Source organism: Flavobacterium sp. 9 (assembly GCF_002754195.1).
In the GTDB taxonomy this organism is placed as follows: domain Bacteria; phylum Bacteroidota; class Bacteroidia; order Flavobacteriales; family Flavobacteriaceae; genus Flavobacterium.
On record NZ_PEEU01000001.1, the window covers coordinates 2,464,780 to 2,491,052 of the forward strand.

Consider the following 26,273-nt stretch of genomic DNA (forward strand, 5'->3'; position numbering starts at 1 on the left):
AATAAATGATTCCGTAATGATGTAACTTAAAGCTAAAATCCTGTAAGAAACATCGCTTTTAAAAGTCTAAATTTATGTATTTAAAATCAATACTATAAATGTCTGTCTATAAAAAAATAGCAATCTGCATAATTTCTCTGTTTCTTTTTGTGATTTTAGTCAATATTGGTCTTAATTATTGGATAAAAAAACAATTACCAATTATTATAGACCAGAAAAATAAAACGGCTTATCATATTAATTACGAAAAAATCGAAGTCTCGCTTTGGTCCAGAAATATTTATGCCCAAACTTTATTGGTTCATCCAAAAAATCAATTGGAAAACAGTAAAACAAAAACCGGAATCTTTTCGAAAATCGAATCCATTACAATCAAACATTTTAATATTTGGGATTTAGCTTTTCGTGATATCATTCAGGCCGAAAGTATCACGATTAATAAAGCCAGAGTAATCTTGTACAAAAAAGATGAAAAACTTATAAATAATCGTAAAAGTATTAAAACCGAAATAATCGAACCTTTCCGAAAAATAATTGCTGTTTCGAATATTTATTTAAATGAAGGAAGTGTCGATGTAGTTTCGCTAAAAAACGACAAACCAATTCTGAGCATCAAAAATATTATTTTGAAATTGGAAGGTATTTTAATTTCTGATGTTACACTAAAACAGAAAATTCCAATGCATTTTGAAAAATATGTTTTGATTTGCGATAGTTTATATTATAAACCAAATGCATTTTATCATTTGAATATTGGTAAAATCAGCACGGAAAATAACTTTTTAAGAATTCGAAATTTCTCTTATTTGCCTGAATTTAATCGTAAGGAATTTGTTCAGAAACTAGATAAAGAAAAAGACATTTACACGATAAAATTGGATTCCGCCGATATTGAAAAAATGGATTGGGGATTTAAAAATGAGCGTTTCTTTTTTAAAGCAAATTCAATTGTTGCCAATCATGTTGACGCTAATATCTATCGAAACAAAATCCCAAAAGATGATTTGAGTAAAAAATATCTTTACAATGCTTTATTGCGAAAAATTAAATTTCCTCTTCAAATCGATACCATACAAATTCTTAAATCAAAACTGGTTTACGAAGAAGAAATTGATTTCTCAAAAGGTCCGGGAATTTTGAATTTCGATCATTTCAACATGCAGGTTACCAATCTCAAAAGCGGTTTTGGTTTGACAAAAACACCAGATGTTAAGATAAAAGTGAATTGTCAATTTATGAAAACATCGCCTTTAAATGTCAATTGGAGTTTTAATGTATTGAATCAAAAAGATAGTTTTCACATTCAGGGAACGATCTCCAATTTTAATGTTGTGGCAATGGAACGATTTACAAAACCATACATAAACACTTCTTTTACAGGAAAATTCAATAAATATCATTTTAATTTTTATGGAAATGATAACAGCGCCAAAGGAAATGCAACACTTGATTATGAAGATTTAAAAGTAAAATTATTCAAAAAGAAAGATCGTGAAAAAGAGGCAAAATTAAAAACTGCTGTTGCTAATTTATTGCTGAAAAATGATTCCGGCGACAAAAGCAAAAAAGCAGATGTCGAACTGGATCGTATTCCTGAGAAATCATTTTACAACTTTTTATGGAGAAGTATCGCGGAATCTTTAAAGAAAATTTTGATTTGATTTTCTTGAAGATGTATCAATAATCTTTGTCATTTTGAAGAATGAGATTATCAAGATTACGCAAACCTTTGTCAAAGTTTTAAACTTTGACAAAGGTAACTACACGACATCTCACATATAATAGGATTTTACAGAAGTGCAGTTATTCAAAAATAATTCGTGAATTCGTTGCAAAAAATCTCTCTAACATTTTACAAACCTGACAATTATCAGGTTTTAAGTAATTTCTTTTTCTAACATTTGTTTCTATTTTAATTTTAAAACAAATGACAAAAAAGCCTTTACACACTTTTCATATTCCTGTAATGGGACTCGCATATACAATTGACAGCCCAATTAGAGTGGCGCAATACGGTATTTCATCTGTTGTTTCTATTGCAGACGATGATTTGATTGAAAAGATGCGTAATTTTTATAGTACGAAATTCAATTTTCCGTACGAAGAAATCAGCCAAAAAATTCAGGATTACAGAGCACAAAGAATTACTTCTTATCTTAATTTAGTAGACAAAATTGTAAAACAAAAATTCGACAATTTTAAAGCGGAATTAATCGAAAGTAAAACTGCCGTAGAAAATTATATTGCGATGTTGCCTAATACATCAGACATCAAAAAAGGGTTTCAGAATTTATTGGATGATGGAATTTCTTTTAAAGAAAACATTCAGAACTATATTGAATCCCATCTTTCGCCAGGTTTAATTGATGTAAATATCATGACAAAACTGGATAAAGATAATTTCGATAAAGACGAACAACTTCCAATTGAGTTTAATGATTCACATGCTGCTTTAAGAGGTTTTGCAAATAGCAATCTGGAATCTTCAGTGGTACTTTCTGCGGGAATGAATCCGAGATTATATAGCTATTTCGAAAATTTCTCAGATTTCTTTCCAAATCCAAATAATGAACTTAAGAAGAAAATCATTTTAAAAGTAAGTGATTTTAGATCTGCAATGATTCAGGGAAATTTCTTAGCCAAAAAAGGACTTTGGGTTTCAGAATATCGCATTGAATCCGGACTAAATTGTGGCGGACATGCTTTTGCTACAGACGGACTTTTATTAGGTCCGATTCTGGAAGAATTTAAGCAAAAAAAGGATCAACTTATTTCATCCGCACATGAATTGATGACAAAAGTATTACAGCAAAAACAAGCTTACGCGCCTGAGAATCCTTTACCGCTAAAAATTACTGTTCAGGGCGGCGTAGGAACTTCTGAAGAGCATGAGTTTTTATTAGAAAATTACAAAGTAGATTCTGTTGGTTGGGGATCTCCATTTTTATTGGTTCCGGAAGCAACTTCTGTAGATAAAGCGACTCGTGAATTATTGATGAACGCTAAGGAAGAAGATTTATATTTGAGTCACATTTCTCCTTTGGGAGTTCCGTTTAATACTTTAAGAGGAACTACAAATGAAATTGTAAAACAAAAAAGGATTGAGCAAAATAAAGCAGGAAGTTCTTGTCCTAAAAAATTCCTTGCTTTAAGTAAAGAATACGATCCACAAGGAATTTGTACAGCTTCTAAAAAATTTCAGGATCTTAAACTGGACGAATTAGAAATCATAAAAAACACGCTTTCTCATGAAGCTTTTGAAAAGGCAAAATTTGATATTACCGAAAAATCATGTTTATGTGTAGGTTTAGCCAATGCTGCCTATTTAGAAAACGACATCAAGATAAAAGGTCAAGCACAAGGTGTTGTTATCTGTCCAGGACCAAATATGGCTTATTTTGACCACGAAGTTTCTTTGTCTGATATGTTGGGTCATATTTATGGAAATAAATCGATTCTGAGAACTGAAAACAGACCAAATGTTTTTGTGAAAGAATTAAAAATGTACATTGATTACTTCAGAAATGAAATTGATTCTATTTCGGGAGAAATCACTAATGCGCAACTAAAAAAATGGAATACTTTTAAAGCGAATATTCTGGAAGGAATTGAATATTATCAAACGTTACTTTCTCCTGCGATTTATTTTAAAGAAGATTTAAATAAGATAAAAAGAGATTTTGAATTTTATAAATCAGAATTAACTAAAATTGATATTCCAATTTTAAAAGTAGCATAAAACAAAAATCCCGATTCAAGATTCTGAATCGGGATTTTTTTATTTTGAACTTATAAGATCTATTCTTTTTTCTTTTTACTTCCGTCAATAATTGCTCCGGTTCCGGTACCAACCGCAGCTCCGGCCAAACCACCAATTATAGCTCCTTCACCTTTTTTCTTACTGATCACGGCTCCGGTAACAGCTCCAACACCTGCACCAATTACGGCTCCTTTAGCTGTATTACTCCAACCTTTCTTTTTGGTCGTAGTTGTTGTTGCAGTTCCATCAGCTTGTTGGTGTACTACTACTACTTTTTGAGATTCAACTTTTCTTTCCTCTCTTAAATTGGCCATTTCTGTTCGCATTGAATCAATAACTTTTTGTCGGTTTATTTCAACTTTCATTGAATCAATACTAGCTTGTTTTGCTTTATTGATATCTTCTTTCCCTTGTCCTTGGTTTTGACAAGAAACGATTGATAAAGCGGCGAATAATATATATATGGCTTTCATGATTGTAGTTTTTAAATTATTACACTACAAAGTAAAGAAGATCCTTTTTGTTGAAGTTACATGATTTTGTTTAATGGTTACAGAATTTGAAGATTGCAACGTATTTGGGACGCGGATAAAACGGATTGCTAACGCAAGACGTGGATTTAAAACGGATTTTTTATTTTCGGAGGTTTTTCTTTTGTATTTATAAAAAATCTCGCAAAGACGCAAAGTCGCAAAGTTTTTTTCTCATTTTATGTCATTTCGAGGAACGAGAAATCTCCACGAGAAGCTCGCCAAAGATTGGATTCTTTTTACGGAGTTTCTCGTGGAGATTTCTCGTTCCTCGAAATGACAAACAGTACTTAAGCACTGCCTTAAAAAAACTTTGCGACTTAGCGTCTTTGCGAGATTAATATGCTTCTATTAACCTAAAATTCCTCTTTTAAGAATTTGTCCAAAATCAAACATATCTTCATAAGAACAATAAAGAGGAACTGGCGCAAGGCGAATTACATTTGGTTCACGCCAATCTGTAATTACACCATTTTTCATGAGATAGTCGAATAAACTTCTTCCTTCTCCATGTAAAAAAACAGACAATTGAGAAGCTCTTTCTGTTGGATTTGAAGGTGTAATGATTTCGAAATTACCTTTTACTTCTTTATCAATTTCGTGCAATATGAATTCTAAATATGAGGTAATATGATCTCTTTTTTTAATCAAGGCATCCATTCCAACTTCTGCAAACATTTCTACAGATGCTAAATAAGGCGCTAAAGAAAGTACGGGTAAATTACTAATCTGCCAGCCATCAGCTCCGTGAACAGGATCAAAATTAGGTTCCATTTTAAAACGGCGCTCTTTATTATGTCCCCACCAACCTGCAAATCTTGGTAAGTCAGGATTATTATGATGTTTTTCATGAACGAAACAACCAGAAGCATTTCCTGGTCCTGAGTTCATATATTTATAACTGCACCAAGCAGCAAAATCTACATTCCAATCATGAAGTTCAAGTTTGATGTTTCCGGCAGCGTGTGCCAAATCCCAACCTACTTTTGCTCCGGCTTTTTGTCCTGCTTCGGTAATTGTTTTAATATCGAAAACTTGTCCGGTATAATAATTTACTCCTCCAATTAAAACTAAAGCCAGTTCATCACCAACTTCTTCAATTTTTGCAAGAACATCTTCAAGGCGAATGTTATGTTCTCCTTCGCGACGTTTAATTTCTACAATTGCATCTTCTGTTTTATAACCGTGAAAATGAACCTGACTCTGAAACATATATTGATCTGAAGGAAATGCTTTTTCTTCGCAGATAATTTTATAACGTTTCCCTTTTGGCTGATAAAAAGAAACCATTAATAAGTGAAGATTTACGGTCAAAGTATTCATTACCGTAACTTCAGATGGCAAAGCACCAACTATTTTACTCAATGGTTCTGCAAATCTTTCCTGATAATCCCACCATGGTTTATTCGCATAAAAATGCCCTTCGACTGCAAGATCTGCCCAATCGTTCATTACTTCATCGATGTAAGCTTTGGTACGTTTTGGCTGTAATCCAAGTGAATTTCCTGTAAAATAAATAACTCGTTTGTCATTTACTTTTGGAAAAATAAATTGATCCTGATAATGATTTAGTGTGTCTTGCGAATCAAACTCTCGTGCAAATTCGCGTGTATTTTGAAAAGTCATCTTTTTTGTTTTGAAGCGTAAAAATAGGAAAATGTTTCAAGTTTCAGGTTTCAAGTTTCAAGTTTAACGTTGATATACTTTGTGTGATTTACCGCAAAGCACGCAAAGTCTTCTTTTGCTTAGTATTTAAACATATAAAGTTCGCAAAGGTTGAAGTAAAAAAATTGTAGACTTTGCGGCTAATATTTCACAACGAACTTGAAACCTGAAACTTGAAACTTGAAACAAAACTATTAAAAAACAAAAAACCCGACAGGTTTTAAAAAACTTGTCGGGTCTCTTTATAAGATAAATTCTAATTAAAGAATCAACATTGCATCTCCGTAAGAATAGAATTTATATCCTTCTTTGATTGCTTCTTCGTATGCTCTTTTCATTAAATCATGTCCACAGAAAGCAGAAATCATCATTAATAATGTTGATTTTGGTGTGTGGAAATTTGTAATCATACAGTTTGCAATACTGAAATCATGAGGAGGGAAAATAAATTTATTTGTCCATCCTTCATAAGGATTTAAAGTATTTTGAGAAGAAACAGAACTTTCAATTGCACGCATTGAAGTTGTTCCAACAGCACAAATACGTTTTCTGCTTGCTTTTGCAGCATTTACAATATCACATGCTTCCTGATTAATAATCAATTCCTCAGAATCCATTTTGTGTTTAGATAAATCTTCAACCTCAACTGGATTAAAAGTTCCTAAACCAACGTGTAATGTTACTTCAGCAAAATTAACTCCTTTGATTTCTAATTTTTTCAAAAGGTGTTTTGAGAAGTGTAAACCAGCAGTTGGTGCAGCTACAGCTCCTTCTTCTTTTGCATAAATAGTTTGGTATCTTTCAGCATCTTCTGCAGTTACTTCTCTATTGATGTATTTAGGAATTGGAGTTTCTCCAAGTTCTGTCAATTTATTTCTGAATTCTTCGTAAGAACCGTCATATAAAAAACGTAAAGTTCTACCACGAGAAGTAGTATTGTCAATTACCTCAGCAACTAATGAATCGTCGTCACCAAAATAAAGTTTGTTTCCAATACGGATTTTTCTAGCCGGATCAACTAAAACGTCCCAAAGACGTTGCTCTGAATTTAATTCTCTTAATAAGAAAACTTCAATTCTTGCTCCTGTTTTTTCTTTGTTTCCGTACAAACGTGCAGGAAAAACTTTAGTATTGTTAAGAATCAAAACGTCTCCGTCATCAAAATAATTGATAACATCTTTAAACATTTTATGTTCTATAGTTTGTTTTTGACGATCGATTACCATTAAACGAGATTCGTCTCTATTTTCTGCCGGGAATTCCGCTAAAAGTTCTTTCGGTAAATTAAACTGAAAATGTGATAATTTCATTTGAGAAAGTTATGAGTTATAGATTTCAATCAGGATTATTTGAATACCTGATTTTTAATCGTGTGCAAATATACGACTGTGAGATAGGCGTTGTCAAGTGTTTTGATGTTTATTTTCAAAAGTCGTTGATTTAGTGGTGTTTTGACAACATAAAAAAATTAGGATTTCACCATATTAGTTATATAAGTTCATTTAATTTGGATTCATCAAAAAAATGTATGTGTTTTTATTTGGCTAAAGCCAAACAGTTTGCACATAAAAAAACCTCCAGTTAAAACTGGAGGCTATTCAAATTATGCTTATTTAAATGAACTTATATCACTTACATGGTTTAAAACAATTCTGAAACTTGGAAGTTTAAAACTTTTAAATCGTTCCAGAAATCAGGATATGATTTAGAAACTACTTCAGCATTTTCGATAATAATTGGCACTTTTAAAGCTAAAGGTGCAAATGCCATTGCCATACGGTGATCGTTGTAAGTGGCAATTTTTACATTATGATTGATATTTTCTGATGCTGTTAAAGTCAAACTATCATTAGTAACCGAAATATTTGCTCCCAATTTTGTCAGCTCAATTCTAAGTGCTTCCAGTCGATCTGTTTCTTTGATTTTTAAAGTATGAAGACCAGTTAAATGACAACCAATTCCTAAACCTAAACAAGTTACCACAATGGTTTGTGCAATATCTGGTGTATTATTTAACTCAAATTTTACAGTTTCGAATTTAAAATTTTCTTGTTTTACCAAAGTCATTTTATTGTCTTGGAAAGTAGTCTTCACTCCTAATTTCTCATAAAGTGAAACTAATTCTGAATCTCCCTGTAAACTGTTTTCCTTGTAGCTGCTTAAAGTGATTGAAGCTGTATCTGCCAAAGCCACCAAACTAAAGAAGTAAGATGCTGAACTCCAATCTGATTCTACTACCATTTCTTTGGTTGCAACTTCAGATTTTGGAAAAACTTTAATCACATTTCCTTCAAAACTGGTTTGAATATTTAAATCGTTTAGCAAAGCCAAAGTCATTTTAATATATGGAATCGAAGTAATTTCTCCTTCTAATGTTAATTCTAAACCGTTCTCTAATTTTGAAGCCACAAGTAAAAGTGCCGAAATATATTGGCTGCTTACATTTGCTGCCAAAGTAACTTTTGAAGCGGTTACTTTTTTTCCTTTAATTCTAATTGGCGGATAACCTTCTTCTTTTTCATAAGAAATCTCAACTCCCAATTGTCCTAAAGCTTCCACTAAAATTTTTATCGGGCGTTCCTGCATTCTGCTAGAACCTGTCATCACTACTTCGCGACCTTCATTAACCGCGAAATAAGCTGTCAAAAATCGCATTGCCGTTCCTGCGTGATGAATATCTACAATTTCGTCATTTCCAATTAAGGCTTTTTGCATTACTTCGCTATCATCAGAATTTGAAGTATTTGCCAATGTAATATTTGAAAATAATGCTTTTAGCAACAATAAACGATTTGTTTCGCTTTTTGATCCTGTTACTGCAATTTGTCCTTGTAAATTATGTTGAGTTGTCTGGAGTAGTAAATTCATTTTTTAAATTGTAAATTGTATATTATGAATTAGGAATGATTAGAAACGTAATTCGCCACGCAATTTACCACTCCACACTCATAATTCAAAATTCAAAACTCATAATTCAAAGCTTATGAGTGATATTTCACAATTATTTTAATTTATCGTTGTTTTTATGACGGTCTTTATCTCTAACCGATTTTAAATCCATTTTTTTATCAAAAGCAGCTTGTAAATCAATTCCTGTTTGGTTGGCAAGACATAATACTACAAAAACAACATCAGCCAATTCTTCTCCTAAATCTTTATTTTTATCACTTTCTTTCTCAGATTGTTCGCCATATCTGCGTGCAATAATTCTGGCAACTTCGCCAACTTCTTCTGTAAGTTGTGCCATATTGGTCAATTCGTTAAAATAGCGAACTCCGTGTTCTTTTATCCAGATATCAACATCAAGTTGTGCATTTTTCAAATCCATGATTAAATTTTTTTAAGAATAATTTTTTCGTTCTGACTTGCAATCATTTTCTGAAAGAGATCCTTTAATCCCTGATATGCGTCAGCTGCAAAAATACTACTGTTAATTTCTTTTGTACTCAAAATTTGAATTTTATTTCCATCACTTGAAATGTTTAATGAGAATACTATTTCTTTATCTCCTAAGGTAACACGAACAGCAGATGGTAATGACTCTACCATATAACCTTCGGGAATTTCTAAATTTATAGTAAATCTTTCCATTGTAAGATATCCAAAATAAATAGCCATTTGTCTGTTTTCCTGTTTAAAAGGATTCTTAGTTCTGGTAAAAAACAATAACGGATTTATAAAAATTTTATCTTTAATTATATCCGATTGATTCTCTGACGTAAAAGAAAAAGTCTCTAAAACCGGACCCGATAAATTTGTCTTTTTATTCTCAATGGTATAATTTGAAATTTTTAAATCGCCTAATTCTTCTTCAAATTTTTCAAGATAACTTTCTTCGTTCTTGTCTGCATTTCGAACTCTAAAATCATAAGCCTCATAATCTGTTCTTTGAATTCTGACTTTCCCTTCCATTTTTCCCTTGGCATCCATCTTAACCATCAAACTGGATATTTCGCGAGATTGAGTAACGGGATCCAAATTAATTTCTTGGGAAGTACCATCTTTCTTGATTAATCGCCCTTTCCAATTTAAAACATTTAATGGCAAAATATTAGGCGCAGTAAATTTATGAGTTGCGTCCAGAAGTATTTGCTTTCCGTCGATTTCGGCAGCGGCAATTACATAATTAAATCCGGTACGCGTTGGATAAACCGGAACTCCGTTTTCGATTGTACTAACCAAAACAGGATTTGCGTCTATACCGGCAATTTTAAGCATGTCAATCAGGATGAAATTAATTTCAGCTACATTTCCAGTCTGATCTTTATAAGCTTTTACAACACCTTTATCAGTATAACATCCTCTGGTTTCGTCCCAATTCATTTTATTTTGAACAAACTTAAAGATGATATCTAATCTTTCGCTTGGCGCTTCAACATTTGCTAATAATCGCTTTACATCTTCCATCAAAAAACTTCTTTCATTAAGTTCTTTTCCGAAATTTTCATCTTTAAAAATTGTTGTTGCTACGCCTTCCCAGGTAACTGTATAATCTTTATCCGGTTGATCGACATATCTAATTCTTTCTAATTCATGCTGAATCGATCCTCTGTAATTAATGGGATTATTTACATAAGGTTCTTCTGTAAGCGCCGGAATATCTTTTCCTGAATAGATCGAATTAATTTGTCTGTAAGAAAGTCTGGCAGTTTGATTGTGTTCGTTTTCAAAACTTTGACCTGCATTAATCAATTTGGAATCAGTAACTATTGGAAGTCTGCCAATCAAAATTGGTTTATAAATATACATTTCCGGAATTTCAGTTTTATACTCGAAATAATTTAACGGAACGTCATACTGAATTTGAAAATCCGGAAGCTTAACAATGTTTTCGGATCTATGAACATATTTGTATTCTATTATTGAGCCTTCTTTTACATTTGGCAACGTTATTATTTTTTCGCTCCAGTATTTATTTATATTTTTTGTAAAACTACCTTGATTGTCAAGTTTCGTTTTTACAATTTTTCCGTTTTCCAAATTATAAGTCACCGCATCTGAAAAGTCAACTCTGTCTTCGTTTAAACTTTCATATCCAATATAGAAACTGGCTTTTTGATTTGCCCAATATAGTCCCTCTTTTTTATAAATTTTGATCTTAAATTCATAAACATTGTTTACATAGAATCCTCTGTCTTTATTATAAGTCAAAAATGTTTTTCCTTTTTTGAATAAAATTGCTGCGGGAGCTGTAGTATCTTTTGGATGTACTTTTTCCTGTAATTCAGCAATAGTAACTTTCCCTAATTCCTGATTTTGCGCATTTATTTTAGAAACACTTAAAATTGAAAATAAAAAAACGATTACTATACTTTGAAATTTCATTTTATATTCTCTTTAAAACTATTTTCTCTGTTTCTTTGGCAATCATTACTTTGTAATATTCTTTTAGCATTTCATATTTTTCAGCAGAAACCACAGCATCATTTATTTGATGTGCGATACTCAACTGTAATGAAGTACCACTGGCCGCAATATTAAATTTAAAAGTTCCTAAATTATCTTCCATATTAAGAATTGCCGGTGCAGGCAAAGTTTCAACAGCAAATCCTTCTGGAATTTGAATTGTAATATTGTATTTATCTAAAAACGGGTAACTAAAATCTACCGGATATTCGCGAACTTCTTGTTTAAATGGATTTTTATCATTGGTAAAAAACAACATCGGGCTTACATAGATTTTCCCTCCAATTACCTCACACAAATTATTTCCTGTAAATGAATATGTTTCTATTGTTGGCAACAAAATGTCTTTTTCGTTTGTTCTGACATATTCGCTAATCTCAATTTTATTATTTAAATTTTCAAGTTTCTCCAGATATTCTTCTTCTTTTACACTACTCATATTATCTCTGGTAATCATCGCATTATAATCTGTACTTTGTCTTCTGGTTTTTCCGGTAACTTTACCGTCAGCATCAATACTATAATTCATAAAAACATTGTCGCTAGATGGTTTTCTTGGCATTAAATCAATTTCTTGAGATGTACCATCTTTTCTAATCAATCTTCCAGACCAGTTTAAAACTCTTAAAGGCAAGACATTTGGAGTAGAAAATTTCTCACTTGCATCAATTAAAATATTTCCTTGCTCTGTTTCAACTGCTGCAATTACATAATTAAAAGCATTTCTATTTGGGAACAACGCGATTCCGTTTGAACGCGTACTTACTAAAACCGGATTTGCTGTTAAACCGGAATAACGTAACATAGCTGTAAGCATTAAATTGATATCTGCTATATTTCCTGTTTTTTCCTTATATGCTTTTTTAACTCCACTGTCACAACTATAGCCCATGTAACCATTCCATTTTACATTGGATTGTACATAACTTAAAATTGTTTGTATTTTTTCTTCAGGAGTATTTTTTCCTGCCAGAAGCGTTTTTAGATTATCTTCAAAATATCCTGTTTTATTCAATTCAGGTCCGAAATCATCATAATCGTATATCGTTTTAACTACCGAATTCCAATCTGTTGAATATTCTTTCATTGTTGAATTAGGATATTTTATCATAGACAATTCATGTGCAACACTTGAAAGATAATTATCAATATTATTTACAAAAGATTCCTCTTTCATAGCCGGAAAATCTACTGCTTTAAATGTCGTCTGAGTTTCTACATAATCAAGCTTATCTGTTGAAAAAGTAGTTGATGTAACACGGCCTTCAGAAGCTCTTTCTTTATTGGTTATAACTATTGACTTAGGATTTTTTTGCGTAAAACTTTTAGGAAAAATATACCCTTTTTGTCTTAAATTAAAAACATAATATTCAGGTATAAAAGTCGAAAATTCAGAGTAATTTACTGGAATAGAGGTTTGAAAATCCCAATCTCTGATTATTCTGTCACTTGGACATTTAATTGTATATCTAAACTCAATTACAGATCCTTCTTTAACATTAGGCATTGTAATCTTTTTTTGTCCTCTGTATTTATTTAAAACTTCATCAAAAGTACCATCACTTTTAAGTTTTGTTTTTTCGATCTTACCATTTACTAAATTATAGGTAACCGCATCTGTAAAAAACACTCGTTCCTTAAAACTACTTTGGTTATAATACCAAACTGCTTGAGTCGCCCAATCGTAACCCTCTTTTTTGTAAATTTTAATTCTGGTTTCAACATCTGTGAAGGTAACAAATCCCTCATTTTGATCGTATTCAATTCTTACTTCTCCTTTTTTATACAATATTGCGGCAACTGCAGACGAATCTTTAGGATGCACTTTTTGTTCCAGTTCTGCGATGGAAACTTTTCCTAATTTAAATTCTTGTGCTGTTACTTTTGAGATAAACAACAAAAGAACTGAAAGACTAAAAAGTTTAATAAATTTCATTTGATTAGTTCTTGATTAATTCTTGGTTAATATAATTTTGGCATTATCGTTTTTTGACACTTGTTCCATAAAAAGGCGATATTCATCGTATTCTTTGTTTGAATATTTTCCCTTATTTAAAAACATAGAGCGTTTGTAGGTCAGTTTGTTATTCTCTTTTTTAATGATTTCAGTTTTGTATTCTCCAAATTTGCCTTTTAATTCAAAATTTGCAGGCAAAAATTCAATGGAAAAACCTGTTGGCAGATTAACTTCGATTTCGTCAGTATCTAAATAACCACGTTGAATTTGAAATGGATTCTTTCTATTTCGGATTCTTTTTACATTACCCGAACTTTGATTAAAGGCATCAATTGCAAAAATCATTTTATTAGCTGAAATCGTCGCGTAGCTTATTGCACTAATCTGAACATCTTCGGTAAAACGAATATTTTCTTTGTCGTTTTTAAAAGTTATTTTCCCCAATTTCAAATTATTGATGTTATCCCAATATTTCTTATAATGAGCTTCTTTTTCTGTTGGTTGCAAAGTTTCTATTTGAGATTTAGAACTATATTGTGAACCTTCTGAAGTAACAGATATTGATCCGGAGAAGTTTCCGTTTTCATCAATAGCATAAAAACCTTTATCTTTTTGTGTATTGCCCGGATCAGCATAAATTGTAGTTCGAACAATTACACCTCCTTCTGGTTTAACTACCAAAACATCTCTATCATCCGTAAAAGTACCTTGATACCCAAATGGATCATCCTGACTTGTACATTCAAGAAATGTATAATGATTTCCATTTGGAATTGCCAATATCATGTGATTTCCCTGCATCGAAACAAAATCAGATTGAATATCTGATTTGTAGCGATCTCCATATAAAATAGTATTATACGAAGGAACATCGACTGTCTGCAAAAGTGCTTTTGTGTAATTTGACAATGCTTTACAATCTCCATATCCTAATCGATCGACATCAGAAGCAAGCATGGGTTTCCAGCCTCCAATACCAATCGCAATATTTACATATCTTGATTTTTTCTGAACATAGTCATAAATAATTTTCGCTTTCTTTATTGGATCTTTTTCATCACCAACCAATGCTTTTATTTTAGCTACTGTTTCTTCGGGCAAAACTGTTGTTCCTGCAAGAATTTTTTCGCTGTACCATTTACCAAATGCTTCCCATGTTGTAGCAGTTCCGTCTACACCTTCTAAGTGAAAATGCTCCAATCCCATCATAACTTTAGGAAAAAGATCTTCTGTCGAAGGACTGTAATCCTCTGCTTTTCTAGCTAAAATATTTACTGAAACATAACTAAGTTTTGTATCGCTATCTACAGTTTTTTTTATGTTAAAATCAGAAAATTGAAATTCTTTCTTTTTAAATCCCAAATTATTTGGATAAGAAACATTTAAAATGGATTTCTCTATACTTACATTATAACCGCTTAAAAAATACCATTTTGGAATAAAAGCAGTGTTTGAAGTTTCGACTTCGCTGGAATATGCAATCGTAAATGGATACGAAATTGGAGTATAATCTAAATAAATTACTCTACTGTCTGAAAAAAGAGTGCTTCCGCTTACTGCGCTTCGATCTTTAAAATCTTTTCTTCTAATCTTTTTAATTTCATTACCAAGTTCGTCATAAACAACTGCTTCGATGCTTTTTATGCTGGTTGTTTTATCATAGTGTTGATAAGCATTGATATCGCCAAGGCCTTTCTCATTTAAAACCGTTACGACTGTCTGTGTTTTCAAAGTCATACTGCGCTGAGAAGCAATGATAATATCCATTTGATCCAAACGAACTATGGCATTGGCATTTTCTTTAAGACTATCGGAAATTTTTGAAACGGGATATTCACCTTTTTGGGCAGAAGAAATAAGCGTAATAAAGAAGAAAAGTAACGCAAAAACGGGAGCTTTCATTTAGTAAGTAATTTCGCCAAATATATATTATTTTTAGAAACCCTTAACACTCGTCTAATTTTTTTTTAATCTTTCTTTAATTATTTTTTAATCCCTATTTTTACTATCCATTAAAATCGTTACAGGCCCATCATTTAAGAGATTAACCTTCATATCAGCACCAAAGATTCCGGTTTGTACTTTTTTATTAAAATCTTTTTCTAATGATTTTACAAAGTTCTCGTACATAGGAATTGCAAATTCAGGTTTTGCTGCTTTTATGTAAGAAGGACGATTACCTTTTTTTGTAGAAGCATGAAGTGTAAACTGGCTTACAACTATAATATCGCCATCGATATCTTGAACTGAGCAGTTCATGACATCATTTTCATCACCAAAAATTCTCATTTTTATAATTTTTCCAACAAGCCAATCAATATCTTCCTGAGTGTCGGCTTCTTCAATTCCAACTAATACCAACAATCCTTTTTGAATGTCTGCTATTTTATTATTTTCAACTGTTACTGATGCTTCTGAAACTCTTTGAACAACAATTCTCATATTACCTAAATTTCAATTATAAAAAAAAAGATGCACTACTGTGCATCTCTACAATAATACTATTTTTTATTGGTGTTTAAAAAAATTGATACTGTTTATTTTGATAGTAAAATGATCTCTATAAAGTGTAAAACACTGTATTTAAGATGTAAACGACTATTTCCTCAGTTCGTCACTTGCTTTTCGATCTTCATCATAAGAATCCGTACGATAATTTTCATCATCACCTTCCAGAATCTTCAAGTAACTATTATAGCGTGACCAGGCAATCTCATCTCTTTCTAAAGCTGCCTTAATAGCACAATGAGGTTCTTCTTTATGCAGGCAATTATTGAATTTACATTGATCTTTTAACTTGAAAAATTCAGGAAAATAACCACTGATTTCTTCTTTCTCCATATCCACGATTCCAAAACCTTTAATTCCCGGAGTATCGATAATTTTTGCATTAAAAGACAAATCATACATTTCGGCAAAAGTCGTTGTATGTTGCCCTTGTTTACTGGCTTCAGAAATGTTTTTGGTTTTAAGATGTAAAGTAGGTTCCATGGCATTTACCAAAGTTGATTTCCCTACACCTGAATGTCCTGAAAACATACTTACTTTACCAATCATCATTTCTTTTAATTCTTCAACTCCTTTCATTTCAGTCGAAGAAACGCGAAGACATTTATAACCTATTTGCTGATAAACATATTGCATATACAATTGGTCTTCAAGAGTAGGTTCATCAAAAGTATCTATTTTATTAAAAACCAAAATCGTTTCAATATTATAAGCTTCGGCAGTTACTAAAAAACGATCAATAAAGTTGAATGTAGTTGGTGGATTATTAATTGTGATCAATAAAAAAACGCGATCAATATTCGATGCAATAATATGCATTTGATGCGATAAGTTAACCGATTTACGAACGATGTAATTCTTTCTTTCGTGAATATTAAAAATGGTTCCCGTTACAGCATCTGAAGTTTCTTCGAGTTCATAATCCACAATATCACCTACAGCAATAGGATTAGTACTTTTAATACCTTTCATCCTAAACTTCCCTTTCATACGGCATTCTATAAAATCACCTTTTTCAGATTTTACCGTGTACCAACTTCCTGTAGATTTATATACGAGTCCAGTCATTCTTTAATTTTAGATTTCTGCTTCAGAGTTTAGATTCGGCTCTGAAATCTTTGCAAAGATAAATGAATAATTTTAAACATAGCCCAAGGATTCAACCTTGGAAAATAGATTGAGACAAAACATTACGCTATCCAAGGTTGAAATCTTAGGCTACATAATTTAAAAACAAAAATCCCCACCATTTCTTTCAAAATGATGGGGATTTTAAAAAAACAATCTATTTTTAAAATTATGAAATAAGAAAACTTTAGAACAGAATTTATTAAAAACTCAAATTAACTTATATCACATTTATACTTTAAAGAAAATTATGCGTTGAAAATTTTCTCCTGGTGACCAATACTTTCCTGGTGAATTGCTTTGAACATTCTCAAAACAAACTCTTCAGTAAGACCTTTTTTCTCTCCTTCAAGAATCATTTTCCCTAAGATTTCGTTCCAACGGTTGTTTTGAAGAATCGCTACGTTTGCATCTTTTTTCACTTGTCCAATTTCGTCAGCAACTTTCATACGTTTTCCTAACAATTCTAATAAGTTAGCATCAAGAACATCGATGTTAGCTCTTAGTTTAGTCATTTTTTGGCTGTACTCATCTGTAGTATCATCCGTTTTTCTGATAGTCAAATCTTTAATGATTTGTTTCAAAGCGTCTGGAGTAACTTGTTGAGCAGCATCAGACCAAGCATTGTCCGGATCGTAGTGCGTTTCGATAATCATACCATCGTAGTTCAAATCTAAAGCTTCTTGAGTTACTTCAAAAATCATTTTACGATCTCCTGTAATGTGAGATGGATCGATGATTAATGGTAAATCAGGGAATTTATTTTGCAATTCGATAGCAATTTGCCATTCTGGAATGTTTCTGTATTTTGTTTTTTCGTAAGTAGAGAAACCTCTGTGAATAACTCCTAATTTCTCGATTCCAGCCATATGTAAACGCTCAACACCACCTAACCATAAAGCTAAATCCGGGTTTACAGGGTTTTTAACCAAAACGATTTTATCAGTTCCTTTCAATGTATCAGCAATTTCCTGAACAGCAAAAGGGTTTGCAGTTGTACGAGCACCAACCCATAAAACGTCAATATCATGTTCTAAAGCCAGCTTACAGTGAGCTGCAGTCGCAACTTCAGTTCCCATTAATAAACCAGTTTCTTTCTTAGCTTTTTGCAACCATTTTAAACCAATTTCTCCAACACCTTCAAATCCTCCCGGACGCGTTCTTGGTTTCCAGATTCCCGCTCTGAATACACTAACTTTTGAATCTTTTAATTCGTGAGCAATTTTCAATACTTGATCTTCAGTTTCTGCACTACATGGTCCAGCTATCACAAGTGGGTGATTTAAATTGAAATCTTCTAACCACTTTCTCATTTCTTTCTTATTTTCCATCTTAATTTTTAGTTTTTATTTTTTAATTGTTAATCCGTTTAATATCTCTTTAATTTTATTTGTGCTTTCCATTTCTTCAAAAATGGCATTATAATTTTCATCTTTCAACAAATCTCTAAACCGACTCAGATTTGAAATATATTCTTCTAATGTCTCAATAACGTGTTCTTTGTTTTGCTTAAAAATCGGTGTCCACATTGCCGGAGAACTTTTTGCTAAACGTACGGTGCTTTCAAATCCACTTCCCGCCATATCAAAAATATCCTGTTCGTCTTTTTCTTTATTCATTACCGTTTTCCCGAGCATAAAGGAACTAATGTGCGACAAATGTGAAACGTAAGCAATATGTTTATCGTGCGAAGTTGGATCCATATATCGAATCCTCATTCCAATTTCGCTGAAAAGCTGCAATGCTTTTTCCTGCAATTTAAAAGTGGTTTTTTCCACCTCGCAAATAATGTTTGTTTTTCCTTTAAACAAACCTTTTATCGCCGCCGAAGGTCCTGAAAACTCCGTTCCTGCAATTGGATGCGTTGCAATAAAATTTCTTCTTTTTGGGTGACTGGCAACTGCATCACAAATTGGTTTTTTAGTCGATCCAACTTCAAAAACAATTGTTTTATCACCAACCAAATCCAATACTTTAGGCAAAACCGTCAGCGCAACATCCACAGGAACCGAAACAATTACAAAATCAGCTTCCGCCAAATCTTCAAAACTTCCTGCCTGATCAATAACTCCTAAATCAATTGCTTCTTGCAAATGTTTTTCGTTATTATCTATTCCAAAAATAGTTGCGTTTGGATGTTGATCTTTGATGTCCAGCACCATCGAACCTCCTATTAACCCTATTCCTATTACGTATACTTTCATTTTACTTCCATCGTTTATTTCCTACTTCCCCTTCTATGTGCTTATCTATTACTTTTTTCGCAACATTATTTGCATTTCTCTCCAGCGTTCTTCTTCCTAATGTTCTATGAATAATTTCTTTTATTTCTGTTGCTTCTGCTTCTTTTTTCCATTCTTTTATAATTCTAACTGATCTTCCAAAATATCCATTTTCATCTAAAAATTTTTCAGAAACATAGTCATTGATTTCACATATGAAAATTTCATTTTTAGAATTTCTTACAACAACTATATCACCAATATCCATCCCACTAATCCAGCACCAAATAAAGTAATCACATTGTTTTGGTTCGTAGGTTATATATCTATCTTTAATTAATTCGTTTTTAATTTCATAAACAATATTTCGTATTTGACGTCCTGAAATTAATGCTTTCGGAAAAATTTGTTTTTTAAATTCTATAACACTTTGAAGTTTATTAATTTCTTTTTCTGCACAAACTCCATGTTGACTATAAATAAATGGATTATCTGTAGAAATATCCTTAATGTGTGTCATTTTATCTGTTCTCAAAAACCAAATATTTCCCATAATATTATATTAAAATCTATCAATAGCTTCTTGTACTTTTTCCTCCTTCACACACAGCGAGAATCTAATATATCCTTCACCATTGCTTCCGAAGATTGTTCCCGGTGTGATAAAAATATGTTTCTCGTATAATATTTCGTCAATGAACTTTTCTGCTGATTCGATTCCTTCTGGAAGTTTCGCCCAAACAAAAAGCCCAACTCCTTCTTTATAAACTTTGCAGCCTAATTTTTCTGCTAGTTTTTCTGTTAATTCTCTACGGCGTCTGTAGATCTTGTTTTGATCTTCGAACCAAGATTTATCGCAATTCAACGCTGCAACTGCACCTTTCTGAATTCCGTAGAACATTCCGCTGTCCATGTTGCTTTTTACTTTTAGAACCGCATCGATAATTTCAGGATTTCCCAAAACCATTCCAACTCTCCAACCTGCCATGTTGAATGTTTTACTAAGTGAATTCAATTCTAAAGCCACTTCTTTTGCGCCTTCAACTTGCAATAAACTCATTGGATTATCATTCAAAACAAAACTATACGGATTATCGTTGATCAATAATATGTTATGTTTTTTAGCAAAAGCAACCAATTTTTCAAATAACGCTAAACTTCCTCTCGCTCCAGTTGGCATGTGTGGATATCCAAGCCACATAATTTTTACTTTCTCCATCTCTAATTTTTCCAAAGCTTCAAAATCCGGTTCCCAGGCATTTGCTTCTTTTAGATCGTAATAAACCGGAACCGCTCCAACCAAATTAGTTACCGAAGTATAAGTTGGATAACCCGGATTCGGAATCAAAACGTGATCGCCTTCATTTAAAAATGCTAACGAAATGTGCATAATTCCTTCTTTCGAACCCATCAAAGGCAAAATCTCGTTATTCGGATTTAATTCAACACCAAACTGATTCTGATAAAAATCTGCCATCCCTTTTCTCAATTCCGGTAATCCCTGATAGCTCTGATAACCATGCCCGTTTTCATCTTGAATTGCTGCGGCAACCGCTTCAATTACTGCTTTCGACGGACTCAAATCAGGGCTTCCAATTCCCATATTGATGATAGACTTTCCTTCAGATTGCAATTGACGAACTTCTCTCAATTTTGATGAGAAGTAGTATTCTTCAACTGTATCTAATCTTTTTGCTGTTGTAATCATTTCTATTTTTTATTAAAAAATGCTTTAGGCTTTAGGCTGTAAGCATTATGCTTTTCTCTTTAGACTTTCGACTTTGGACTTTGGACTTTATGACTGAGCCAAAGGCTTTGTGTTTTTATATTCTCCCAATACTTTAAAATATTCTGCCATTATATTTAATAATGATTTGGCTTTTGCAAAATCTTCGTATTTCTCAAATGTTACATCTACGAAAAATGAATATTTCCAAGGTGTTTCAATTTTTGGAAGCGACTGAATTTTTGTCAAATTCAGTTTGCAATCACTCATTACATTCAAAACTGCTGCTAAACTTCCTCTTTTGTGATCCAATTCAAATTTGATTGAGGCTCTGTTGATTTCATTTTCCGGCAAAAATGAATTTTGCTTTTTGATAATCACAAAACGAGTCATGTTGTTTTTGATCGTTTGAATTTCCGGTGCGATAATATCAAGATCATACATTTCCGAAGCTACTTTACTTGCAATTGCTGCGATTCCGGTTAGTTGTTTTTCCTGAATTCTTCTTGCAGTTTCAGCTGTATCTTTGTCTTCAACCAACTTAATGTTCGGATATTGTTTTAAGAAATCCATACATTGTAAAATTGCCATTGGATGTGAATGAACTTCTTTTATATCTTCGATTTTCTGACCTTTTAAAGCCATTAAATTTTGGCTAATATTTAAATAATGCTCTCCAATTATGTGTAAATTATTTTTGTCAATCAAAGCATAATTCGGAATAATTGGCCCTGCAATCGAATTTTCAATCGCCATAACTGCCTGGTCAGTTTTTCCGGAAAGCAGGCTGTCAATTAATTCTTCAAAAGATAAACATTCATCAATTTCCACATTTTCAGAGAAATACTCCTTCACAACCTGATGATGAAATGAACCTTTTATACCTTGTATTGCAATTTTAGTTGTCATATATTCAAAAAAAAATCCTGATTTGCATCAGGATTGTATATTAGTTTTATTTGTCTTTTAAATTTTCTCAAATAACCATAGCACAATCCTCACTTCTACTAAAGAAGAAATAAAAAGAGTTGCTAAAATAAAAACGGTTATTAGACATTTTGTTTGTGTTTTTCAATAAATTCTCTGCGAATGTATAAATTATTTTTACTGCACCAAAAAAAATAATGCATTTTATGAAACAAAAAAGGATTTCTTAACAAATTTAGCAGGTTTTGTATGATAATATAAAAAAACAGCCTTAAAATGCGATATAGACAATTGGTTTTTAGTGAGCTACTAAGGTTCTGAGTTGCTAAGACGCTGAGATTTCATCTTCTTTTTCTACTTATGGAATCAATTTAAACCTGATTTCTTTAGAATCTTGTCATTTCGACGGAGGAGAAATCACACTAGAAACTCGACAAAGATTGGCAATTATAGCCACGGAATACTTGTGTGATTTCTCCTCCGTCGAAATGACATAAAATGAGAATAATCGATCTAATCCTTATAAATTAGAAACTCATCAACAAACTGCTTCTCTTCATCTGTATATAAAAAGTAATTTCCAATTGTTTTTTGCTCATCTTGTGAAAGAAGTTCTAATCTTATTTCAATACATGGCGTTACAATAAAATCATGATCCATTAAGACCGAAATAGATTTTGGAGAAACCAGACATTCTTCACGGTATTCTTCATCAATATTATCATAATATTCAATTGCTAATCGATAATATTCTTCTTTATTTTTTAGAATTATATTCAAATTCATAAGTATCTCAATTTTTTACTTTTATCCAATAAGAATCTGATCTTTCATTATCATCGAATAAAAAAGCTATTTTCTTATCATCGATTATAATAAACTTTGCTGGAGGTCTATTTTTATCATCATAAAGTTCTAAAGTATCGCCAATCATTTTCCAAACGCCATATTCATCGTTAGATCTCCTTAAAATATTTTTCCGAGCCATTTTCCTCGAATTATATTGTTGCTCTAAGAGTCTATAACTATTATCTTCTTTTAAATACAAAACACTTACTACATAAGCATATCCAATAGTAGGATAAGAATCAGCCGTAATTCGATAGATAACATCTCGCTTCTGAGCATAAACAGTATTAACTATCAAGAATAAACCTAACATAATTTTCTTCATTTGAAACTATCTTTTTATGGCATCAAAATCCTTCTTTGTCATAATCTTTTTAGCAAGCATAAGATTTAACCAATCTTCAATTGGTTTCTTAGATACTTTATCTAATTTGCTAATATCAATTTTTGAAAAATCAGAATAATCTACATCATATTTCTCATACAATGCTTGGAGATAATCATAATATCCTCTTTCATTATTGTGTTTTAAAGCCATGATTTTGGCGTAAACCATCACAGTATCTGTTCGCACCTCTTTGCCACATTCTTTAAAATTATAAAAAAGCTCTAAGTAAGCATCTTCATTCCCATTCTTTTTGACTCTATTAACCAATGTATCATAATTGGTCGTTATAGCATTCATCGTAACAACTTCATCCTGATCAACATTACTAGAATCTTTTTCTTGCTTTGCAATCTTAACTTCTTTTATGTCTTTTGTTTCTTTCTTTTTGCATGAAACAAAAAAGAGCACTAACAATATAAAGATGATTCTACTTTTCATAAATTTCTGATTTTATTTTTTAGCCCCGATTGAAGTGGAAATCCTTTATATTTTTCCTTTAAAAATATAAAGATTGAAACGGAAAGCGGGAAACAGCTCCAAAAAACAAAAGCAGTTATCATTACAATAACTGCTTTCTATAAATTAAAGATATAAATCTTTCTTCTTTATTCTATTCTCTTTCTTCTAAATAAAAAAGAATTAAGAACCACACATTTCACAATCTTCAGGATCTCCGGCTTGTGCTTTAAGCAACATTGCTTTGTAATCTTCAACGCTGATAGATTCTGTTTCCGGAACTAAAGTTGGAGCAGTTTCTTCTTTTTTATCGTTGTTTAATGTGAATTTAATCGCATCAACTGCAGATTTTGTTCTTAGGTAATACATTCCTGTTTTCAAACCTGATTGCCAAGCATAGAAGTGCATTGACGTAAGTTTAGAATAGTTTGCATCTTGCATGAACAAGTTCAATGATTGTGATTGGTCAATGAAATAACCTCTTTGACGTGACATATCAATAATATCTTTCATCGACATTTCCCAAACTGTTTTGTAAAGATCTTTCAAGTCTTGCGGGATAATATCAATGTTTTGAACAGATCCATTATGACGCATGATTTCTTGTTTCAATGTTTCGTCCCATAAACCAAGTTTTACTAAGTCTTCTAGTAAATGTTTGTTTACTACAATGAATTCTCCAGACAATACACGACGTGTGTAAATGTTTGATGTATATGGTTCGAAAGCTTCGTTGTTACCAAGGATTTGAGAAGTCGAAGCTGTTGGCATTGGCGCAACTAATAATGAGTTACGAACTCCATGTTCCATTACTTCTTTTCTTAATGAAGCCCAGTCCCAACGACCAGATAATTCTTCATCTTTCATTCCCCACATATTATATTGGAATTCTCCTTGTGACATTGGAGATCCTGCAAATGTAGAATATGGACCTTCTTCTTTTGCCATTTCCATAGAAGCGGTTACGGCTGCGAAGTATAATGTTTCGAAAATTTCCTGATTTAATGCTTTTGCTTCATCACTTGTAAACGGCATACGCAACATGATAAAAGCATCTGCTAAACCTTGCACTCCTAATCCTACCGGACGGTGACGCATGTTTGAGTTTTCAGCTTCTTTTACCGGATAGTAGTTTCTGTCGATTACTTTGTTCAGGTTACGAGTTACACGTTTTGTAACATTGTAAAGCGCTTCGTGATCAAATTTTCCGTTATCAATAAACATTGGTAACGAAATTGAAGCTAGGTTACAAACTGCGATTTCATCTTTAGAAGTAAACTCCATAATCTCTGTACACAAGTTTGACGAACGAATTGTTCCTAAGTTCTTGTGATTCGATTTACGGTTTGCTGCATCTTTGTACAACATATAAGGAGTTCCTGTTTCGATTTGTGATTCAAGGATTTTCTCCCATAATTCACGTGCACGAATTGTTTTTCTACCTTTTCCTCTAAATTCATAGTCCAAATACATTGTTTCGAATTCTTCTCCGTAAACATCGTATAATCCTGGACATTCGTTAGGACACATTAAAGTCCATGATGCATCTTCCTGAACACGTTTCATGAATAAATCAGATGTCCACATTGCGAAGAATAAATCACGCGCACGCATTTCTTCTTTTCCTGTGTTTTTCTTTAAATCCAAAAAGTCGAAGATATCCGCATGCCAAGTTTCGATATAAATTGCAAAACTTCCTTTACGTTTTCCACCTCCTTGATCTACGTAACGAGCCGTATCGTTGAAAACTCTCAACATTGGAACGATTCCGTTTGAAGTTCCGTTTGTACCACGAATGTAAGATCCTGTTGCACGAACGTTATGAATAGAAAGACCAATTCCTCCCGCTGATTGCGAAATTTTAGCCGTTTGTTTTAATGTATCATAAATACCATCAATACTATCATCCTGCATTGCCAAAAGGAAACAAGAAGACATTTGTGGTTTTGGAGTTCCTGCATTAAACAACGTTGGCGTTGCATGCGTAAAGAACTTTTTAGACATTAAATCGTAAGTTTCAATTACTGATTTTAAATCGTCAAGGTGAATACCAACAGAAACACGCATCAACATATGTTGTGGTCTTTCTACGATTTTACCGTTTATTTTCAACAAATACGAACGCTCTAAAGTTTTGAAACCAAAGTAATCGTAATTGAAATCTCTTGTATAAATGATATGTGAATCAAGGAAAGCAGAGTTTTCCTGAATTACTTTAAATACTTCATCCGAAAGTAATGGAGCTTCTTGTCCATTTCTTGGATTTACGTAATTGTACATATCTTTCATCGTCTCTGAAAACGACTTCTTAGTATTTGAATGTAGATTAGATATTGCCACACGTGCTGCTAACTGTGCATAATCAGGATGCGCAATAGTCATAGAAGCCGCCGTTTCTGCCGCAAGATTATCTAGTTCAGAAGTTGAAACCCCATCATACAATCCTTCGATAACTCTCATCGCTACCTTAACAGGATCTACAAGCTCATTCAAGCCGTAACACAATTTTTTGATTCTTTCTGTAATCTTATCAAACATTACGGGCTCTTTGTGGCCATCTCTTTTTACTACATACATAAGCTTACCTATTTTAGTTATTGAAAAAATGAAAGACACTGGAATAACGAATTCCATATCTTAAACATTGCGTGTTTTAAAATTATTTTTTGAGAATTGTAGGATTCTCAATAGTTGTCTGATTCAAATTCGAAAAATGAATTTAAATACATTAAAAATTGTTATTGAATCGAC

At 32.3% G+C, this 26,273-nt stretch carries 21 protein-coding genes; 2 read left to right on the forward strand and 19 right to left on the reverse strand.

The features are described 5' to 3' along the window. Positions 1-98: 98 nt before the first annotated feature. Both CLU81_RS10010 and CLU81_RS10015 read left to right on the forward strand, forming a co-directional pair. On the forward strand, positions 99-1,661 hold the full coding sequence (locus tag CLU81_RS10010) for a hypothetical protein (protein ID WP_099709661.1): 1,563 nt from the start codon (positions 99-101) through the stop codon (positions 1,659-1,661). Between the two features lie 266 nt (positions 1,662-1,927). Further along, on the forward strand, positions 1,928-3,739 hold the full coding sequence (locus CLU81_RS10015) for a hypothetical protein (protein ID WP_099709662.1): 1,812 nt from the start codon (positions 1,928-1,930) through the stop codon (positions 3,737-3,739). A gap of 59 nt (positions 3,740-3,798) precedes the next feature. Here the strand turns inward: CLU81_RS10015 and CLU81_RS10020 are convergent, their stop codons facing one another. The 19 genes from CLU81_RS10020 to CLU81_RS10115 all read right to left on the reverse strand — a co-directional run bounded on the left by CLU81_RS10020 (position 3,799) and on the right by CLU81_RS10115 (position 26,099). Beyond that, positions 3,799-4,233, reverse strand: coding sequence for a YMGG-like glycine zipper-containing protein (locus CLU81_RS10020; RefSeq protein WP_099709663.1), 435 nt, complete (start codon positions 4,231-4,233; stop codon positions 3,799-3,801). A 408-nt stretch (positions 4,234-4,641) separates the two neighbouring features. Beyond that, entirely contained in the window at positions 4,642-5,916 is a 1,275-nt protein-coding gene (gene kynU, locus CLU81_RS10030; protein WP_099709665.1) for a kynureninase, read from the reverse strand. Positions 5,917-6,215: 299 nt separating this feature from the next. After that, a complete protein-coding gene (gene queA / locus CLU81_RS10035; protein ID WP_099709666.1) occupies positions 6,216-7,265 on the reverse strand; it encodes a tRNA preQ1(34) S-adenosylmethionine ribosyltransferase-isomerase QueA in 1,050 nt (349 codons plus the stop codon). A gap of 331 nt (positions 7,266-7,596) precedes the next feature. Then, entirely contained in the window at positions 7,597-8,823 is a 1,227-nt protein-coding gene (locus CLU81_RS10040) for a 3-phosphoshikimate 1-carboxyvinyltransferase (RefSeq protein ID WP_099709667.1), read from the reverse strand. Between the two features lie 133 nt (positions 8,824-8,956). Next, complete coding sequence (locus tag CLU81_RS10045; RefSeq protein ID WP_099709668.1) at positions 8,957-9,283, reverse strand: nucleotide pyrophosphohydrolase; 327 nt, start codon at positions 9,281-9,283, stop codon at positions 8,957-8,959. 2 nt (positions 9,284-9,285) lie between these two features. Then, positions 9,286-11,280 carry a DUF3857 domain-containing protein gene (locus CLU81_RS10050; RefSeq protein WP_099709669.1) on the reverse strand — a complete coding sequence of 665 codons (1,995 nt, stop codon included), beginning with the start codon at positions 11,278-11,280 and terminating at the stop codon, positions 9,286-9,288. A gap of 1 nt (position 11,281) precedes the next feature. Further along, positions 11,282-13,297, reverse strand: a complete 2,016-nt coding sequence (locus CLU81_RS10055; protein WP_099709670.1) for a transglutaminase domain-containing protein — start codon at positions 13,295-13,297, stop codon at positions 11,282-11,284. 15 nt (positions 13,298-13,312) lie between these two features. Continuing rightward, positions 13,313-15,220 carry a DUF3857 domain-containing protein gene (locus CLU81_RS10060; RefSeq protein WP_099709671.1) on the reverse strand — a complete coding sequence of 636 codons (1,908 nt, stop codon included), beginning with the start codon at positions 15,218-15,220 and terminating at the stop codon, positions 13,313-13,315. An 87-nt stretch (positions 15,221-15,307) separates the two neighbouring features. Then, a complete protein-coding gene (gene dtd, locus CLU81_RS10065) occupies positions 15,308-15,760 on the reverse strand; it encodes a D-aminoacyl-tRNA deacylase (RefSeq protein ID WP_099709672.1) in 453 nt (150 codons plus the stop codon). A gap of 156 nt (positions 15,761-15,916) precedes the next feature. Then, on the reverse strand, positions 15,917-16,894 hold the full coding sequence (rsgA, locus tag CLU81_RS10070) for a ribosome small subunit-dependent GTPase A (RefSeq protein WP_099709673.1): 978 nt from the start codon (positions 16,892-16,894) through the stop codon (positions 15,917-15,919). A 308-nt stretch (positions 16,895-17,202) separates the two neighbouring features. Next, entirely contained in the window at positions 17,203-18,285 is a 1,083-nt protein-coding gene (locus CLU81_RS10075; RefSeq protein ID WP_099709674.1) for a bifunctional 3-deoxy-7-phosphoheptulonate synthase/chorismate mutase type II, read from the reverse strand. 15 nt (positions 18,286-18,300) lie between these two features. Further along, positions 18,301-19,158, reverse strand: coding sequence for a prephenate dehydrogenase (locus CLU81_RS10080; RefSeq protein WP_099709675.1), 858 nt, complete (start codon positions 19,156-19,158; stop codon positions 18,301-18,303). 1 nt (position 19,159) lies between these two features. Then, positions 19,160-19,729 (reverse strand): hypothetical protein, encoded by a 570-nt coding sequence (locus CLU81_RS10085; protein WP_099709676.1) that lies wholly within the window; start codon positions 19,727-19,729, stop codon positions 19,160-19,162. Positions 19,730-19,738: 9 nt separating this feature from the next. Continuing rightward, positions 19,739-20,884, reverse strand: a complete 1,146-nt coding sequence (locus tag CLU81_RS10090; protein WP_099709677.1) for a pyridoxal phosphate-dependent aminotransferase — start codon at positions 20,882-20,884, stop codon at positions 19,739-19,741. An 87-nt stretch (positions 20,885-20,971) separates the two neighbouring features. Continuing rightward, the gene (locus tag CLU81_RS10095; RefSeq protein ID WP_099709678.1) at positions 20,972-21,811 is read right to left on the reverse strand and encodes a prephenate dehydratase; all 840 of its coding nucleotides are present in this window, start codon (positions 21,809-21,811) and stop codon (positions 20,972-20,974) included. Positions 21,812-22,342: 531 nt separating this feature from the next. Beyond that, on the reverse strand, positions 22,343-22,615 hold the full coding sequence (locus CLU81_RS10100) for a hypothetical protein (protein ID WP_099709679.1): 273 nt from the start codon (positions 22,613-22,615) through the stop codon (positions 22,343-22,345). Positions 22,616-22,622: 7 nt separating this feature from the next. Then, positions 22,623-23,003, reverse strand: a complete 381-nt coding sequence (locus CLU81_RS10105; RefSeq protein WP_099709680.1) for a hypothetical protein — start codon at positions 23,001-23,003, stop codon at positions 22,623-22,625. Positions 23,004-23,009: 6 nt separating this feature from the next. Next, the gene (locus CLU81_RS10110) at positions 23,010-23,504 is read right to left on the reverse strand and encodes a hypothetical protein (protein ID WP_099709681.1); all 495 of its coding nucleotides are present in this window, start codon (positions 23,502-23,504) and stop codon (positions 23,010-23,012) included. Positions 23,505-23,705: 201 nt separating this feature from the next. Next, entirely contained in the window at positions 23,706-26,099 is a 2,394-nt protein-coding gene (locus CLU81_RS10115; protein WP_099709682.1) for a ribonucleoside-diphosphate reductase subunit alpha, read from the reverse strand. Positions 26,100-26,273: the final 174 nt, after the last annotated feature.

Coding starts and splice junctions, on each gene's coding strand:
- CLU81_RS10115 (WP_099709682.1), bottom strand. CDS start 26,099: ATGTATGTAGTAAAAAGAGATGGCCACAAAGAGCCCGTAATGTTTGAT.
- CLU81_RS10020 (WP_099709663.1), bottom strand. CDS start 4,233: ATGAAAGCCATATATATATTATTCGCCGCTTTATCAATCGTTTCTTGT.
- CLU81_RS10075 (WP_099709674.1), bottom strand. CDS start 18,285: ATGGAAAATAAGAAAGAAATGAGAAAGTGGTTAGAAGATTTCAATTTA.
- CLU81_RS10045 (WP_099709668.1), bottom strand. CDS start 9,283: ATGGATTTGAAAAATGCACAACTTGATGTTGATATCTGGATAAAAGAA.
- kynU (WP_099709665.1), bottom strand. CDS start 5,916: ATGACTTTTCAAAATACACGCGAATTTGCACGAGAGTTTGATTCGCAA.
- CLU81_RS10090 (WP_099709677.1), bottom strand. CDS start 20,884: ATGATTACAACAGCAAAAAGATTAGATACAGTTGAAGAATACTACTTC.
- CLU81_RS10095 (WP_099709678.1), bottom strand. CDS start 21,811: ATGACAACTAAAATTGCAATACAAGGTATAAAAGGTTCATTTCATCAT.
- queA (WP_099709666.1), bottom strand. CDS start 7,265: ATGAAATTATCACATTTTCAGTTTAATTTACCGAAAGAACTTTTAGCG.
- CLU81_RS10050 (WP_099709669.1), bottom strand. CDS start 11,280: ATGAAATTTCAAAGTATAGTAATCGTTTTTTTATTTTCAATTTTAAGT.
- CLU81_RS10085 (WP_099709676.1), bottom strand. CDS start 19,729: ATGGGAAATATTTGGTTTTTGAGAACAGATAAAATGACACACATTAAG.
- CLU81_RS10010 (WP_099709661.1), top strand. CDS start 99: ATGTCTGTCTATAAAAAAATAGCAATCTGCATAATTTCTCTGTTTCTT.
- CLU81_RS10060 (WP_099709671.1), bottom strand. CDS start 15,220: ATGAAAGCTCCCGTTTTTGCGTTACTTTTCTTCTTTATTACGCTTATT.
- CLU81_RS10080 (WP_099709675.1), bottom strand. CDS start 19,158: ATGAAAGTATACGTAATAGGAATAGGGTTAATAGGAGGTTCGATGGTG.
- CLU81_RS10015 (WP_099709662.1), top strand. CDS start 1,928: ATGACAAAAAAGCCTTTACACACTTTTCATATTCCTGTAATGGGACTC.
- rsgA (WP_099709673.1), bottom strand. CDS start 16,894: ATGACTGGACTCGTATATAAATCTACAGGAAGTTGGTACACGGTAAAA.
- dtd (WP_099709672.1), bottom strand. CDS start 15,760: ATGAGAATTGTTGTTCAAAGAGTTTCAGAAGCATCAGTAACAGTTGAA.
- CLU81_RS10110 (WP_099709681.1), bottom strand. CDS start 23,504: ATGAAAAGTAGAATCATCTTTATATTGTTAGTGCTCTTTTTTGTTTCA.
- CLU81_RS10055 (WP_099709670.1), bottom strand. CDS start 13,297: ATGAAATTTATTAAACTTTTTAGTCTTTCAGTTCTTTTGTTGTTTATC.
- CLU81_RS10100 (WP_099709679.1), bottom strand. CDS start 22,615: ATGAATTTGAATATAATTCTAAAAAATAAAGAAGAATATTATCGATTA.
- CLU81_RS10105 (WP_099709680.1), bottom strand. CDS start 23,003: ATGAAGAAAATTATGTTAGGTTTATTCTTGATAGTTAATACTGTTTAT.
- CLU81_RS10040 (WP_099709667.1), bottom strand. CDS start 8,823: ATGAATTTACTACTCCAGACAACTCAACATAATTTACAAGGACAAATT.